The sequence below is a fragment of the Streptococcus sp. M143 genome, from assembly GCF_000162495.1.
In the GTDB taxonomy this organism is placed as follows: domain Bacteria; phylum Bacillota; class Bacilli; order Lactobacillales; family Streptococcaceae; genus Streptococcus; species Streptococcus dentisani.
The window spans coordinates 548,930-563,986 of sequence record NZ_GG730097.1; the positions used below are offsets into that span (position 1 = coordinate 548,930).

Annotated in this window: 14 protein-coding genes; 5 read left to right on the forward strand and 9 right to left on the reverse strand. The window is 37.3% G+C overall.

All coding sequences use genetic code 11. The annotated features are described in order from the left end of the window. Positions 1 to 3 precede the first annotated feature (3 nt). The 8 genes from atpA to HMPREF0850_RS09335 all read right to left on the reverse strand — a co-directional run bounded on the left by atpA (position 4) and on the right by HMPREF0850_RS09335 (position 6,197). On the reverse strand, positions 4 to 1,509 hold the full coding sequence (gene atpA, locus HMPREF0850_RS09305) for a F0F1 ATP synthase subunit alpha (protein ID WP_000996626.1): 1,506 nt from the start codon (positions 1,507 to 1,509) through the stop codon (positions 4 to 6). Between the two features lie 14 nt (positions 1,510 to 1,523). Further along, positions 1,524 to 2,060 carry a F0F1 ATP synthase subunit delta gene (locus HMPREF0850_RS09310; protein WP_000358980.1) on the reverse strand — a complete coding sequence of 179 codons (537 nt, stop codon included), beginning with the start codon at positions 2,058 to 2,060 and terminating at the stop codon, positions 1,524 to 1,526. After that, the gene (atpF, locus tag HMPREF0850_RS09315) at positions 2,060 to 2,554 is read right to left on the reverse strand and encodes a F0F1 ATP synthase subunit B (protein ID WP_000558545.1); all 495 of its coding nucleotides are present in this window, start codon (positions 2,552 to 2,554) and stop codon (positions 2,060 to 2,062) included. The genes HMPREF0850_RS09310 and atpF overlap by 1 nt, the downstream gene beginning before the upstream one ends. A gap of 13 nt (positions 2,555 to 2,567) precedes the next feature. Beyond that, complete coding sequence (gene atpB, locus HMPREF0850_RS09320) at positions 2,568 to 3,281, reverse strand: F0F1 ATP synthase subunit A (protein ID WP_000392864.1); 714 nt, start codon at positions 3,279 to 3,281, stop codon at positions 2,568 to 2,570. 34 nt (positions 3,282 to 3,315) lie between these two features. Then, entirely contained in the window at positions 3,316 to 3,516 is a 201-nt protein-coding gene (locus HMPREF0850_RS09325) for a F0F1 ATP synthase subunit C (RefSeq protein ID WP_001054552.1), read from the reverse strand. A 233-nt stretch (positions 3,517 to 3,749) separates the two neighbouring features. Beyond that, positions 3,750 to 4,061, reverse strand: coding sequence for a CHY zinc finger protein (locus HMPREF0850_RS12830; protein ID WP_009014001.1), 312 nt, complete (start codon positions 4,059 to 4,061; stop codon positions 3,750 to 3,752). Positions 4,062 to 4,075: 14 nt separating this feature from the next. Continuing rightward, positions 4,076 to 5,362 carry a peptidase U32 family protein gene (locus HMPREF0850_RS09330; RefSeq protein WP_000169099.1) on the reverse strand — a complete coding sequence of 429 codons (1,287 nt, stop codon included), beginning with the start codon at positions 5,360 to 5,362 and terminating at the stop codon, positions 4,076 to 4,078. Positions 5,363 to 5,498: 136 nt separating this feature from the next. Then, positions 5,499 to 6,197, reverse strand: a complete 699-nt coding sequence (locus HMPREF0850_RS09335) for a GntR family transcriptional regulator (protein WP_000936176.1) — start codon at positions 6,195 to 6,197, stop codon at positions 5,499 to 5,501. Positions 6,198 to 6,337: 140 nt separating this feature from the next. Between HMPREF0850_RS09335 and guaA the strand changes: the two genes are divergently transcribed. The 3 genes from guaA to HMPREF0850_RS09350 all read left to right on the forward strand — a co-directional run bounded on the left by guaA (position 6,338) and on the right by HMPREF0850_RS09350 (position 11,344). Further along, the gene (guaA, locus tag HMPREF0850_RS09340) at positions 6,338 to 7,900 is read left to right on the forward strand and encodes a glutamine-hydrolyzing GMP synthase (protein ID WP_000065696.1); all 1,563 of its coding nucleotides are present in this window, start codon (positions 6,338 to 6,340) and stop codon (positions 7,898 to 7,900) included. A 220-nt stretch (positions 7,901 to 8,120) separates the two neighbouring features. Then, positions 8,121 to 10,136, forward strand: a complete 2,016-nt coding sequence (locus HMPREF0850_RS09345) for a hypothetical protein (RefSeq protein ID WP_000625645.1) — start codon at positions 8,121 to 8,123, stop codon at positions 10,134 to 10,136. A 50-nt stretch (positions 10,137 to 10,186) separates the two neighbouring features. Further along, entirely contained in the window at positions 10,187 to 11,344 is a 1,158-nt protein-coding gene (locus HMPREF0850_RS09350) for a hypothetical protein (protein ID WP_009014003.1), read from the forward strand. An 87-nt stretch (positions 11,345 to 11,431) separates the two neighbouring features. Here HMPREF0850_RS09350 and HMPREF0850_RS09355 read toward each other — a convergent pair whose 3' ends face one another. Beyond that, complete coding sequence (locus HMPREF0850_RS09355; protein WP_000505232.1) at positions 11,432 to 11,692, reverse strand: hypothetical protein; 261 nt, start codon at positions 11,690 to 11,692, stop codon at positions 11,432 to 11,434. 534 nt (positions 11,693 to 12,226) lie between these two features. Here HMPREF0850_RS09355 and HMPREF0850_RS09360 point away from each other — a divergent pair. Then, entirely contained in the window at positions 12,227 to 13,000 is a 774-nt protein-coding gene (locus tag HMPREF0850_RS09360; protein WP_000447873.1) for an ABC transporter ATP-binding protein, read from the forward strand. Continuing rightward, positions 12,990 to 15,044 (forward strand): FtsX-like permease family protein, encoded by a 2,055-nt coding sequence (locus HMPREF0850_RS09365; protein ID WP_000491812.1) that lies wholly within the window; start codon positions 12,990 to 12,992, stop codon positions 15,042 to 15,044. The genes HMPREF0850_RS09360 and HMPREF0850_RS09365 overlap by 11 nt, the downstream gene beginning before the upstream one ends. Positions 15,045 to 15,057 lie beyond the last annotated feature (13 nt).

The following is a 15,057-nucleotide window of genomic DNA, read 5'->3' on the forward strand; positions in this document are numbered from 1 at the left end:
TTCTTATTGGAAGCTGGATTGATTGAGAAACTCTGTAATCGCAGCATCCAAGACTGCTTCTTCTGGCAAGTCTTTTGTTTCACGAATGGTTTCCAAAATCTCTGGATGTTGCGCATCAAAGAAATCATGGAACTCTTCCTCAAAACGAACAATGTCATTCACTGGAACTGTATCCAAGAATCCGTGTGTCAAAGCATACAGGATGGTAACTTGTTTCTCAACAGGCAAAGGCTTGTGAACTGGTTGTTTCAATACTTCTACCGTACGACGTCCGCGGTTCAACTTAGCCTGTGTTGCTGCATCCAAATCAGAACCGAACTTAGTGAAGGCCTCTAGTTCACGGTAAGAAGCAAGGTCGATACGAAGCGTACCAGCTACTTTCTTCATGGCTTTGATTTGAGCGGAACCACCTACACGAGATACAGATGAACCCGCATCAATAGCTGGACGAATCCCTGCATTAAAGAGACCATCTCCAAGGAAGATTTGCCCATCTGTAATTGAAATTACGTTGGTTGCGATATATGCAGAGATATCTCCTGCTTGCGTTTCGATAAATGGTAGGGCTGTGATTGAACCACCACCAAGTTCATCAGAAACTTTAGCTGAGCGCTCAAGCAAACGACTGTGGAGGTAGAAAACATCCCCTGGGAAGGCTTCACGACCTGGTGGACGACGAAGCAAGAGGGAAAGTTCACGATAAGCTACCGCTTGTTTTGAAAGATCATCATAAACGATCAAAACATGCTTCCCTTGGTACATAAACTCTTCAGCCATAGCAACTCCAGCATAAGGAGCTAGGAAGAGCAATGGAGATGGCTGTGAAGCAGAGGCAGTCACAACGATTGTGTAGTCCAAGGCACCGTACTGACGAAGTGTTTCTACTTGTGTACGAACGGTTGATTCTTTTTGTCCAATTGCAACATAGATACAGATCATATCTTGACCTTTTTGGTTCAAGATTGTATCAATCGCAATGGTTGTTTTCCCTGTCTGACGGTCACCGATGATCAACTCACGTTGACCACGACCAATCGGTACAAGGGCGTCAATAGCTTTCAAACCTGTTTGCAATGGTTCTGAAACAGACTTACGCTCCATAACACCAGGAGCTGGTGCTTCTACTGGACGAGTCTTGTCAGTATGGATTTCTCCAAGACCATCAACTGGACGACCAAGTGGATCCACAACACGTCCAATCAAGTTATCACCAACTGGGACTTCCATGATTTTACCTGTACGACGGATTGTATCCCCTTCACGGATATCCGTAAAGTCACCGAGGATGATAATCCCAACATCTGTTGACTCCAAGTTTTGCGCCATACCATAAGAGCCATTTTCAAAAATCAAGAGCTCTCCACTCATGGCATTTTCAAGACCGTGGGCACGCGCGATTCCGTCCCCGATATAGGTTACAACACCAGTTTCAGTCACATCAAAATTGGGTTTGAAATTTTCAATTTGTTGCTTAATTAAAGCGCTGATTTCTTGTGCGTTAATTGCCAAAAGAACACCACTTTCTATTTCAAATTTTCTTTAACAACACGAAGTTGCTGTTTAATACTCACATCAATTGTCTTGTGATTAGCAAAAATGACAAAACCTCCAATGAGACTTTCATCGAATTGTTCCTTGATACTCCGAACTTTCAGAGCCATTTTTTTCTCTATCAACGGAATCAAGCGTTCCTTCTGTTCATTTGTTAAAGGATGAGCTGAAGAAATCGTTACTTCAAATCGATTCGTTTCTTTTTCAAGTCGATTCAAACAATCTACAATAATATCATAAAAAAGATTTGCTCTGTGATTGTAAATCAGAACTTGAATAAAGTTTTGCATTAATGGTGACACAGAGTCTTGGAAAAAACGCACTGTTTTTTCCTTATCTGACTCATCTACTGCCACTTGAGCCAAAAAAGAAGGCAAGTCTGTTTCTTCTGCAACTTGCTTGATTTGAGACAAGTCCGAAAAGATTTGATCTTCTTCTCCTTTTTCGATCACTAATTGGACAAAAGGCATGCTGTATTTTTCAATTACCTTTGCTGTTTTCTTGTCCATTAGGCTTCTCCTAGCTGATCGATATACTGATCAATGAGTTCCTTATGAGCATGACTGTCAAGGTTTTTTGAGATGATTTTAGCAGCTAGACTAATTGTCAAATCTGCCACCTCGCCCTTAACACTTTGCAAAGCCTCAGCTTTATTCTGAGCAATTTCTTGATTCGCCTTCTCTTTTAAGCGACCTGCTTCTAATTTAGCATCTGCCAGAATATCTGCTTTACTCTTCTCTGCAGTCCCTTTAGCATTTTCAATGATTGTTTTGGCTTCGTTGCGACTACCAGCCAATTCATCTTCACGTTTTTGAGCAAGAGTTTCTGCTTTTTGACGAGCCTGTTCAGCTCCATCAATATCAGCAGCAATTTTATTTGCTCTTTCTTCGAAGACACTTGTCAAGTTTGACCACGCATATTTCTTAACTAAGACAATCAAAAGGATAAAAGAGCCAGCGATTAAAATAAAGTTACCAATTAATTCACCTACTGTTACGTGCATCTGTTACTCCTTTCTACTCTTCATCATTAATTTTATTTCCTAGATACATAGAAGACAAGACTGTGAATACATAAGCCTGAACACAGGAAATAAACACAGAAAACGCCGTCCAGACTAGATTGGTAACAAATGCAACTGGATACCAATAAAGAGCCTGATGAGAAAGAGTGATAAGCAAACTAGCCATCACTTCTCCGGCAAAGATATTTCCGAATACCCGCAAAGCAAGTGATAGGAAATTCGTGACTTCTTCAAGGAGATTCATCGGTGTCATAAAACCTGGGGTAACAAAGCCTTTCAGATACTTTTTAATACCACGTCGACGAATTCCTTCTATATGGGTCATCAGGATAATTCCAAATGACAAGGCCAAGTCAAATTGAAGATTAGCAGTTGGCGATGTCCAAAGGTTTGTACCATCTGTAGTTTGAAGTTTAGCCATCAAACCAAGATTGTTTGCGATGACCATAAAAAGAAATAAACACAAGTAAAAGAGTGAGTAATTTTTCATGTACCGTGAGCCTACATTAGGTTCTGTAAATCCGACTACGAAGTCATAGAGATACTCTAGTACATTTTGCTTTCCTTTGGGTTTTACAGTCATATTACGACTTGCCCAATAGATAAAGCCAAAAATAACGACCACTGACAGCAAGGTCAAGGCTGTCAAGGTTAAATCAAAGGTAACAGGACCAATATTGATGGTTGGATTGATACTTTCTTCCATCTAGAATCCTCCCTTTTCCAATTTATACTTCTCTTTATTTGATGATAAATGAAAAGACAAGAGTTACAAAGAAAGTTCCTTCAATAAAGGCAATCCCCATGATCATCAAGCTACGCAATTGTGGAATGATGTCTGGTTGGCGAGCTGCTGATTTGAACAAACCGTTCATCAAAAATCCTTCTGCAAGGGATACACCCATACAGGCAAGACAAAGACCAAAAAATGTTAAATTCATTATAAATTCTCCTTTTTATTTAAATTTACTTACTTAGTTTAGTCCTAAAATTTGTTTTTGTCAACTTTTTACTAACATTGAAAGCGTTTCAGATAATTTATTTCTAATTTTACTATTTTTAGTACGATTGTATAGAAATTTTTAACCGGTTTCCATAAGAAACTCCGTATTTTTACTAAGGTTTCTGAAGCAAAATAAAAGACCCAAGCTTAAAAACTTGGATCTATTTTTGTCTATTTAAAATAAAATGAATGATGTTGTTTACAACCTGGATTAAATGGCGCACTACAGTAAGGACAAGCTATCTGTTTTTGATATTCTTGAAATGTCATTGTCCTCTTACAAGCCCCACATAAAATCGGTTGATCCTCGGTAAGCGCCAAGGGATAGGGCGAAAATACATGCGTCTCCATAGAATTGTGGCACTGATAGCAAGCGTAGTATTTCTTGCATTCATAACACTGGAGGGAAACGATATCCTTTACACTATGGTAGTGAACGCACCTGCTTTCATCATCTACCAATAAACCATGTGCTTGTATCATTCACTTTGCCTTATCTAAGCACGAACTGTAACGCTTGTCCCGTCTTCCTTATAGAGATTGATAAGACCTTCCTTGAGAGCGCGGACCATGTCACCTGCTTGCACAGGTTGTGGAACCTTGATTGTCAAGAGTTCCATTGGATTTGGAGCACGGTCGATTTTATTGCCTTTAGAATCATGAAGATCTTCGATATAGGTTTCAAAATGACGGAAACCTGGGCCGTAAAACTCAACTTGGTCACCTTCGTTGATTACATTCCGTTGACGAATGGTTGCTGTTTGGGTCGCATCATCATAAGAAACGACTTCAGCGACAAACTTGTACTCAGGAATCTTACGACGAGCACCAAATAACTGCTCATTCTCAGACGGCGTACCATAGTAGAATCCTGTTGCCAATTCACGTTGGGCAACCTTCCACATCTCATCCACCAAGTCCTGTTTGATGGCTTCAAATTTCTCAGGACTTTCAAGATAAGCATCCACAGCTGCCTTGTAGCAGTTGGTTACAGTCGAAACGTAGTGAATAGACTTCATACGACCTTCAATCTTGAGACTGTCTACACCGTTTTCGATCATATCTGGAATATGGTCAATCATGGACATGTCAACGGCTGACATTGAAAATTCTTCTGGAATTTCACCTTTAAGGCTCTTGCGTTCTTGACCAAAGGGCATGTCGTAAAGATCGTATTTCCAACGACAAGACTGTGAACAACCACCACGGTTGGCATCACGCATACTCATGTGGTTTGATAGCGTACAGCGACCTGAGTAAGAAATACACATGGCTCCATGGACAAAGGCCTCAATTTCTACATCAGTGCGTTTGCGAATCTCTGCCAATTCTTCCATTGAAACTTCACGTGCCAAAACCACACGAGTTAGACCAAGTTCTTTCCAGAACTCAAGAGTTTCATAGTTAGTCGCACTGGCTTGAGTGGAAAGGTGGATTTCGAGACCTGGTGCTTCAGTTGCTGCAATCATGATCAAGGCCGGATCTGACACGATAACTGCTGCAATCCCGATGTCACGCAACTTACGGAACCATTCTCCAGCACCAGCTTCGTTTCCTTCGTGCATAACCATGTTGGCAGCTACATAGACCTTGGCACCGTACTTTGCAGCAAACTGGACTCCTTCTTCCATCTGTTCAAAGGTAAAGTTTCCAGCACGGCTACGAAGACCATAGGCCTGTCCACCGATGAAGACTGCGTCCGCACCATATTGAACAGCTACTTTCAGCTTCTCTAAAGTTCCTGCAGGTGATAAAACCTCAGGACGTTTTAATGTTTTTGTCATTTTTTCTCCTATTTGCAATATAAAAGTTTGACGTTTTTCCTTCTCATTTTATAGTAAATAATAGATAAAATCAAGCCTAGACAGATTGTTTTGACAATTCTAATCTTTTCTAAAACAAAAAACTAGCCTTTCTAGACTAGTTATTTTCAAGATAAAATTCAAAGCGTTCGCCCACGTATTGACTCTTTACATACTCGAAAGCCGTCCCATCTTCAAGATAAGAGACCTGAGTCAAGGCTAAAATGGCATGCCCTTTTTCAACTTCCAGATAGTGAGCTATCTTTTCCTTAGCCAATCTCGCATAAATAGTCTGTTGGGATTTGCCAATTCGGTAACCATGTTCTTGTAAGGTTTGAAAGAAATGGCTGGTTACTTCTTCTTTCTTAAAACTTTTAATAAATTTCTCAGGTATAGATGCTACTTCATAGACTAACGGAACTTGATCAGCATAACGTACCCGTTCCATACGGATGATATTTTCAGTTGGTGAAATGCCTAGCTTTGCCACTTCCTGCTCGTTGGGAATGGTTCTTCTATAAGAAATGAGTTGACTGGAAGGAACTTTCCCCTGAGATTTGACAATCTCCGTAAAACTGGTCGTCCCCCGCATTTTTTCTTGGACCCGAGTACTAGAAACAAAGGTTCCACTTCCTACACGACGCTCCAAAACTCCTTCCTCAACCAAGAGAGAGATAGCTTGTCGCAAGGTCATCCGACTAACCTGAAACTGTTCCGCTAAATCTCGCTCACTTGGAAGTCTCTCTCCGATTTTCCAATGATGCTCATCTATATCCTTCTTGATCTGATCGTGGATTTTCATATAAGCTGGTAACATGATTCTCACTTCTTTTCTTTATTTTCTCCATTGTACCGTATTTGCTAAGAAAAAGTCAAACTTTGCCTTGTTTAGTTGGTAATTCGCCCCTATTTGTGATAGAATATTGAAAAAGATATTTCTTTTGAGAAAGGAAAAAGATGAGCAACATTTCAACTGATTTGCAAGATGTCGAAAAAATCATCGTGCTGGACTATGGTAGCCAATACAACCAGCTGATTTCACGCCGTATCCGTGAGATCGGTGTTTTTTCAGAGCTAAAAAGTCACAAAATCTCAGCCGCAGAGGTTCGTGCGATAAACCCTGTAGGAATTATCCTCTCTGGTGGACCAAACTCTGTATATGAAGATGGTTCATTTGATATTGACCCAGAAATTTTTGAACTTGGTATTCCAATTTTGGGAATCTGCTACGGTATGCAACTTTTAACTCATAAACTTGGAGGAAAAGTTGTCCCTGCGGGTGATGCTGGTAACCGTGAGTATGGCCAATCACCACTTACCCATACCACTTCTGCCCTCTTTGAAGGGACTCCTGAAGAACAGATTGTTTTGATGAGCCATGGCGATGCTGTTACAGAGATTCCAGCTGATTTCGTTCGTACTGGAACTTCTGCTGACTGTCCTTATGCAGCTATTGAAAACCCTGATAAGCACATCTATGGTATCCAATTCCACCCAGAAGTTCGCCATTCTGTATACGGGAATGATATCCTTCGCAACTTTGCCCTTAAAATCTGTAAAGCTAAAGGTGACTGGTCAATGGACAACTTTATCGATATGCAGATCAAGAAAATCCGTGAAACTGTAGGTGACAAGCGCGTTCTTCTCGGCCTATCAGGTGGTGTTGACTCTTCTGTTGTTGGAGTTCTTCTTCAAAAAGCAATCGGTGATCAATTAATCTGTATCTTTGTAGACCACGGTCTTCTTCGTAAGGGAGAGGCTGACCAAGTTATGGACATGCTTGGTGGTAAGTTTGGTTTGAATATTGTCAAAGCTGATGCTTCAAAACGCTTCCTTGATAAACTTGCCGGCGTTTCTGACCCTGAACAAAAACGTAAAATCATCGGTAACGAGTTTGTTTATGTCTTTGATGACGAAGCAAGCAAGCTCAAAGATGTAAAATTCCTTGCTCAGGGAACGCTTTACACTGACGTGATTGAGTCTGGTACAGATACTGCTCAAACCATCAAATCACACCACAATGTTGGTGGTCTTCCAGAAGACATGCAGTTTGAACTCATCGAACCACTCAACACTCTTTACAAGGACGAAGTTCGTGCCCTTGGTACAGAGCTTGGTATGCCAGACCACATCGTATGGCGCCAACCATTCCCAGGACCAGGGCTTGCTATCCGTGTCATGGGCGAAATCACTGAGGAAAAACTTGAAACTGTTCGTGAGTCGGATGCCATCCTTCGTGAAGAAATTGCTAAAGCAGGTCTTGACCGTGATATCTGGCAATATTTCACTGTCAACACAGGCGTTCGTTCAGTAGGTGTTATGGGTGACGGTCGTACATATGACTACACCATTGCCATTCGCGCTATCACTTCTATCGATGGTATGACAGCTGATTTTGCCAAGATCCCTTGGGAAGTCCTTCAAAAAATCTCTGTACGTATCGTAAACGAAGTAGACCACGTTAACCGTATCGTCTACGATATTACAAGTAAACCACCAGCAACCGTTGAGTGGGAATAATGGAGAGGCTTGATTTACCTTCAAAATAGCGATTCTACAGCAGTTTAGCAGGAACAAAATAGTCTAAAAAGGGTGTATCTTCGTTTGATTCCCCCCTAAATCCCCCCGAAAAGTTAGTTAAAAATTTTTTTGACCAACATTTTTGGAGGGATTTTTATAATAAAAAGTACAAAGTATTTTTATAGCACGTAATTTTATTTTTCAAATGTAAAAAATATATATGATTTCTAGAGTAAAATTTTATGATGTAAATGACTTATCTATCGGTTTCTATTTTCCAAGAATTCAAGAAATTTTAGATGCTTATTTATCGAATTCTTATAGCCTAAATTCTTTTTTGGAAGCCCTTGAATTTTATAATATTATCAAATTCATAGAAAATGAGGGTTTTTCAATTGACTGGTCGCTAAGCTATATTGAAGAAATAAAGAAATCTCTTCCTTCGATGATTCAACTACAAAATAATTATTTTGGTTCTGCTCCGAAAGATGAGATTTTAAATAACATAAAACTTCTACAAAGCGAATATAACTATCGTGAAGACTTTTTTGAGATATTTACATTATTTAACTATGGTCAAAAAATTAGTGAAGTAGAGTTTGTGCAATATTTTATAGAATCCAATCTACATTTATGTCATCTCTTAAAAAATACCTATTTTCTAAAAAAGTATCCTACTTTCATTAAGCAATTTTTTCTGAGTTCACCCTCTCATCTTGAAATATTACTCGATAATTTTGTAGATTCAAATTCATGTAAAAATGTTATCCCAAGTAATATCACAAATTTAGAGTGGAATGATTTAATTGAAAAATATATTTGTGACCCCGATGTGAATATAAATTATTTAAAAATTTTAAGAAACCCTATAAAAGGTTTCGATAAGAATAGATACTTTCAACTTACAGATAAACAAAAACTGTTGATTGACAAAAAAATTCAAGAATTTAATTCTAGTTTTAATGATAAGGATTTTGGAATTCAAGTTGATATTAGAGTATATACAAAGAAGGAAGCGTACTATTACGCAATTAAAAAGAGTAGGGAGCTTCATATTGAGGGAATTGAAAAAGGTTTGTATAATCCTATTGCAGTCGCAACAGGTGGAGCTAGGCCAAAACAATATGAATATACATTATCAACTTTTATAGATAGTGCTAAACTTTTTGAAAAACATAATTTTCAAAATATATTAGACTATTTTTGTAAAGACTTTGAACTGAGCACAAGTGTTGGTACTTTTGCATTAGCAAGCTTTCCTCAATTAGAGATGGGGGTACTTGAAAGAACGTTAGGCATTTCGACTAGAAATCACTATAAATTTGGTTTTTACTTCTCAGTCAAGCATCAACTATACGTGATGAAACTGATTGCTTTATCAAAAATACTACAGAAATTCAGTCTAAGAATTGAAGATTTCATTACTTGGTTTTTCGATATTTTCCTGACTAATCAGTACGGTATTGATTGGATACATTTTGATGTGCCTTCAATTTCAGAAACAACGGGAAATAAAACAGCAACACTTTTTAGAATCGAAGAATCATTAAGAAAACAATACAAATTATTGAGTGAAGAAGGGCTTATTGATGTAAATTTGTATAATATTACTTCTACTCCTTCAATTGAATCTTTGCAGAGTTTTACTAAAAGAAAATACTTCTCAATGAATAATTCAGATAATAATATTCAACAGATTGTTAATTTATTATTCTCTGACCAAAGTCCTATTCATTTTATTAATGAGGAATACAAAGGAAGCAACTTTAAGGAATTAATTTCACAACAATGCTTGAGTTATGCAAATTTTCATGAATATCAAATAGATTACATAAAACTACTAATAGATGCTGGAATTTGCCAAAATGATACAGGTGTTATATCTTTTAAAGATATGTCCCAAATAAGTCTTTTAGAAAAAATATTCTTATATGGCTCTGTTAATAGTATATCTTTATCTGAATCTGAAAAACTCAGTGCTGATAGGATGCTTGATAATGGATGGTTAATATTTTCGGATACCTTATTTTCAATTCAAGAAATTAATTATTTGAATTTTGTCCTAAATAACAAATCATATGACAATAGCTGGGGAATCAGAAATAAGTATTTGCATGGAGTACCTATTTATGATTCTATTCAGCAATATGAGTATGAATATCATCTCATTCTGCTAATATTAATTTTCTATATTATCAAAATAAATGAGGAACTCAATCATCGTAGTTATTGCTAACCAAATTCATTCACAAATAATATTCTACTGATTAACTATCGGAGCTTTTTATGACTACAATATTCTTTTCATGGCAATCTGACTTACCGAATAAAACAAATAGAAATTTAATTGAGAATTCTATAAAATTAGCATTGAAAAAAATGAACCAAGATTCTCCGTACTCTCTTATCACTGAAATTGACAGAGATACAAAAGGTGTTCTAGGTAGTCCAGATATTGTTGATTCAATATTAACCAAAATTGATAAGTGTGGCCTATTTATAGCAGATATATCAATTATAAACAGTAGTTTAAATGGTAAAAGAACTCCTAACCCTAACGTATTATTTGAATTAGGATATGCAGTAAAGTGTCTAGGGTGGGATAGAGTTATTTGTGTGTTCAATTCTGATTTTGGCGATGTTTCAGAACTACCTTTCGATTTACGTAATAGACGAATTCTAACTTATGAAACATCCAATATTTCCGAAACAAGGAAAAAGTTAGCTGATATATTTAAACAAATAATTGATAAGAATTACTATACTTTAGAACAAGTCCAAGAAGTTAGTGACTTTTATAGTATAAAAATCTATTCATGCTTTATTAATATCATATCAAGAATTATAAAGGTTTTATATGGAAGTGAAACTGTCTGCTCTTTTGAAGCAATTACTAATGTTTTAAATATGACTCCTACAGAAATAAATAGACTACTTTCGCATGAATTGCTGGGTTTTAACTTATTTACAAGCTATGACGAGCAAATTAAAATATTAACAAACGAGTTAGATAGAATCACCTCTATTAATATGTTTAACACAAACCTGTATGTACCCATTATTAAATTAATTAAGGAATTAAAATCCCATAATCTTTTTATTAATAGAGAACATTTTTTTGAAAATTTTAAAGAAAATACACCCATTATGAATGACTATAGTATCATTCATAATAGTGATAATAACGAAATTCCAAATAGATATGCTCTAGGAAAGAAAATTGATGCCAATAGAGCAAAAATCGTAGATTTCACCGATATTAAACGAACTGACCATGTTAAATTTGCTTTAACTCACTTCTGTTTAGATGTAAATACATATAACGTTTACTATAATCATTATGTTTGTATTCTTAAATATATCAATGAGTTTATTAGTAATAATGATGGGAAATTTTTAATTGACAATACAGAAATATTAATAAAAAATGTAAAAAAACTGTAATTAGATGATTAATATAAAATATTACTTACAAACTTACAAGAATAGAGCCTGATAGATTACATATCAAGCTCTATTTTTTGGTTTATTCTATTTACTTAATGTTACTGTTTCACCACTATCTCCTGCTAAATCAGGCATTGTTACAGAATCTCCAGAAGCTGAATATTTCAGCTCAGTACCATTGTTATCACTGATAATCTGTTTGTCTGTATCAATAGCTACTTTCTCGGAATAGAGGTACTTCACATTATTGCCTCTCTCTGAAAGGAGATTGATATTAAATATGTTTTCATCACCACTTACTTTTAGTTCGTAATGCAATGTCAATTCTTCGTCTTCGAATCCCATTTCAGAACCATCAATACCGCTTTTTTCGTATGAATATGTTCCTGATAGCTGACTATCATTAGTACTTGTACAGTGGTGCTGATAAAGAGATAGCTCAACTACTTACAAATGCAATTACCATACAAACCGCATCAGAAACAAGAGTAAAATTTAATTGAAATCAACATATGAAAAAATCAATCCCCCCGAAAAATCCCCCATTGAAGTATATAACCCTTCTAAACCCTTGATTTACAAGGGATAGGGATATACCAGTCTCAATTGAATGGGAGTAGAGTTTCCTATAAAATAAAAAATAATACTGCTGGAGCATGGACTACAGTGGTATTATTTTTTATAATTTCAATATTAGGAAAATTTCTCGACTCTCAACTCCTCTTTTTAAATCCCTGAAACCATGCTATAATATAGTAAGTATAAGTCCAATAACCTGACTATAAATGCCAGCGATAAAGATTTCTTACATCATCCGTAAGTGTTATTCTACTCTGATTCATATTATAATGAAAGTAACAAAAGATGGAGGTGTTTCACATGGAAACAATTTTACGAGTAGAATCATTAACAAAGCATTATGGAAAAGAGCCGAATATCACCAAGGCCTTGAACGGCATATCTTTTCAAGTTGTCAAAGGTGAGTTCTTAGGGATTATGGGGAGCAGTGGATCTGGAAAAACAACCCTTCTTAACTGTCTCGCCACTATCATCAAGCCAACTGACGGTTCCATTCAAATGCAAGAAAAGGATTTAAGTCAATTAAAAGGTAGTCAGTTAGCTGATTATCGTGGTAAGGAAATCGGTTACCTCTTTCAAAATTTTGAGCTTTTGGACAATCTGACAGCCAAAGAAAATATTTTACTTCCCTTGTCTTTGCACAAGGTCGATGCTAACGAAAGCAAACTTCGGTTAGAATTGCTTTCCCAATATCTGGATATTTCTGAACTTCTGGATAAGTTCCCATCTCAATTATCAGGTGGTCAACGGCAAAGGGTAGCTGCTGCTCGTGCCTTGATTTTAGACCCTAAGATTGTATTTGCAGATGAGCCCACTGGGGCTTTGGACTCTAAAAATGCGACCATTTTGATGCAAAAATTATCCGAAATGAATCAAGTGGAAGAAACCACCATTCTCATGGTGACCCACGACTCCGTCGCTGCCAGTTTTTGCAACCGCATCTTGTTCATCCAAGATGGAAAACTATTCCATGAAATCCGACGCGATTATCCAAGAGAAAGTCAAGAAGACTTCTATCACAGAATACTAAAGGTCATGGCAGCGCTAGCTGGAGGTGATGGCAATGTTTTCTAAATTAGTTTCAAGAAATAGCAAGAGAGATCGAAAGAATAATGGCTTGTACTTCAGTTCCATGGTTCTTTCTATTATTTCCTTTTATATCATCCTTTCTTTGTCTCATCAAGATGTGATGATCTTTCTAAAACAAATAGAGAGTCATGCTGTAGATAAACTCTTTAGCATGATTCCCATTCTTTACGTAGCAACGCTCTTTATTCTCTTTTTTCTAGTCTACTTCGCAAGCAGTATGCAGATGGAAAGGAGAAAACATGAATTTGGTGTCTATCTCACACTGGGAATGCGAAAAAGCAAACTGTTCTTGCTACTTCTGCTCGAGGATTTGAGAAACAGTGTCCTTGCCCTTGGAATAGGCCTTCCTATTTCTATCTTGATTTCAGAACTGATCAGCCTAATAACCGCTAAAATTGTGGGACTAGGGATTATTGAGCATCAATTTTCTCTATCTACTACAGCTCTACTCTATACAGTCATCGGTTTCCTGGCCGTAAAATTAGCTGTTTTTGTCCTTTTAAGTGCAAAGACGGCCAATAAGGAAATTGGAAATCTGCTATCCTATTCTCCTTCTGGAATGAAGAAACTACTCCCCAAGGGTGTGTACCTTCTTGCTTCCTTCCTCGGAATTTTGCTTCTAGGAACAGCCTATTACATGGGTATGAGTGGACGAGCTTGGAAAAGTGTCATAACCATGGGCATCACTGTTCTCTTGGGGACTCTAGGAACTATCCTCCTCTTCTTTGGTATGCGTTTATTTATAGACTTTTTGGTCAAGCTTGGAAACAATCGAAAACTTCATGCCTATAATTTTAGACAGATTCAGGAATTAGTTATCCAGCGCTCAACTATACTGGCCATCTGCTCCCTCTTAATCTTCTCTGCCTTGTGTCTCTTTGGAGCAGGTGTTGCTATTGCAAGTGGCAATTCAGGCAATCAAACCCACGTATTGGATTATACATTTAGAGATAGCAAGCAGGAAACAGATGAAAATCTTGATGTAAATGCAGTAAAAAAAGAGCTTGAAGATGCCGGACTAGTATCACAGTTTTCAAAGATTCTGCAAATCAAAGTAGGCACACCTAAAGAACACAAGTCCGTGTCCTTCGAAGAGGTCATCAAGGAGTTGAAAAAGCAAAAAGACAGCAAGAACAAGGAAATTTTGCTCCATAAATTTAAACAGTCTACTACTTCCCACCTCATGCCAGTTTCCGAATACAACGAACTTAGAAAGGCTGCCAATCTCCCTCCTCTAGAATTAACTAGCAAGGAAGCCTACTTGTATATGGGGAAAGATTTTCTCCCAGATGAGAGTCTTGTCAACTCTGTCCTAAAGACAAACCCTCAAATCAAAGTCATGGGAAATGATGTGAAATTGATTGGAGAGGTGGAGTCTTTGCCAATCGTAACGGATCGTGAGATCACCCTCTCTGTTGCCCTCATAGTCCCAGATGAAGTCTTTATGAACTATACAGACGGTCGCTACTCGAACTATGTCAGCGGTATCTTGGCTCCTGAGCTGGTCAAAGAAAAAGGCTTGATGAGAGCTATCTCAGATACGAATGAAAAGCTAAATCAAACCTCTCTTGGCTATGAAAGCTATATACAAAATATGGGAAGACAATTATTTTACATTATCTCTGCCAGCTATATCACTATCTATCTGGCTATCATCTTCCTTGTTGTGGCAAATACAATCATTGGCGTTCAGTTTTTGATGGGACAAAGACAATCCTACAGACGATACCAAACCTTGATCCATCTCGGAGCCAACTACGAAACTCTTTGTAAATCTTCAGAAAAGCAAATCAATTGGTATTTCGGTCTGCCAATAGCCCTTGCACTTATCAGTAGTAGCTTCGGAGTGGGCTCCCTCCTCACAGGAATAGTACCAGCCAGTGCAAGAATGGTCATGGGGCAGAAATTTATCACAGCCATGCTGATAGTACTGCTCTTAGCAGGCTTTGAAGTCATCTATATCAGAATTGTAAAGAAAAATAGCAATAAGTACTTGTTGTCCTTAATGGAACCCAAAAGAGATGAATAAGGTAGAATAAAAT

Coding starts and splice junctions, on each gene's coding strand:
- atpB (WP_000392864.1), bottom strand. CDS start 3,281: ATGGAAGAAAGTATCAATCCAACCATCAATATTGGTCCTGTTACCTTT.
- HMPREF0850_RS09355 (WP_000505232.1), bottom strand. CDS start 11,692: ATGGGATTCGAAGACGAAGAATTGACATTGCATTACGAACTAAAAGTA.
- HMPREF0850_RS09325 (WP_001054552.1), bottom strand. CDS start 3,516: ATGAATTTAACATTTTTTGGTCTTTGTCTTGCCTGTATGGGTGTATCC.
- HMPREF0850_RS09310 (WP_000358980.1), bottom strand. CDS start 2,060: ATGGACAAGAAAACAGCAAAGGTAATTGAAAAATACAGCATGCCTTTT.
- HMPREF0850_RS09365 (WP_000491812.1), top strand. CDS start 12,990: ATGTTTTCTAAATTAGTTTCAAGAAATAGCAAGAGAGATCGAAAGAAT.
- HMPREF0850_RS09330 (WP_000169099.1), bottom strand. CDS start 5,362: ATGACAAAAACATTAAAACGTCCTGAGGTTTTATCACCTGCAGGAACT.
- HMPREF0850_RS09360 (WP_000447873.1), top strand. CDS start 12,227: ATGGAAACAATTTTACGAGTAGAATCATTAACAAAGCATTATGGAAAA.
- HMPREF0850_RS09335 (WP_000936176.1), bottom strand. CDS start 6,197: ATGTTACCAGCTTATATGAAAATCCACGATCAGATCAAGAAGGATATA.
- guaA (WP_000065696.1), top strand. CDS start 6,338: ATGAGCAACATTTCAACTGATTTGCAAGATGTCGAAAAAATCATCGTG.
- atpF (WP_000558545.1), bottom strand. CDS start 2,554: ATGCACGTAACAGTAGGTGAATTAATTGGTAACTTTATTTTAATCGCT.
- HMPREF0850_RS09345 (WP_000625645.1), top strand. CDS start 8,121: ATGATTTCTAGAGTAAAATTTTATGATGTAAATGACTTATCTATCGGT.
- HMPREF0850_RS12830 (WP_009014001.1), bottom strand. CDS start 4,061: ATGATACAAGCACATGGTTTATTGGTAGATGATGAAAGCAGGTGCGTT.
- HMPREF0850_RS09350 (WP_009014003.1), top strand. CDS start 10,187: ATGACTACAATATTCTTTTCATGGCAATCTGACTTACCGAATAAAACA.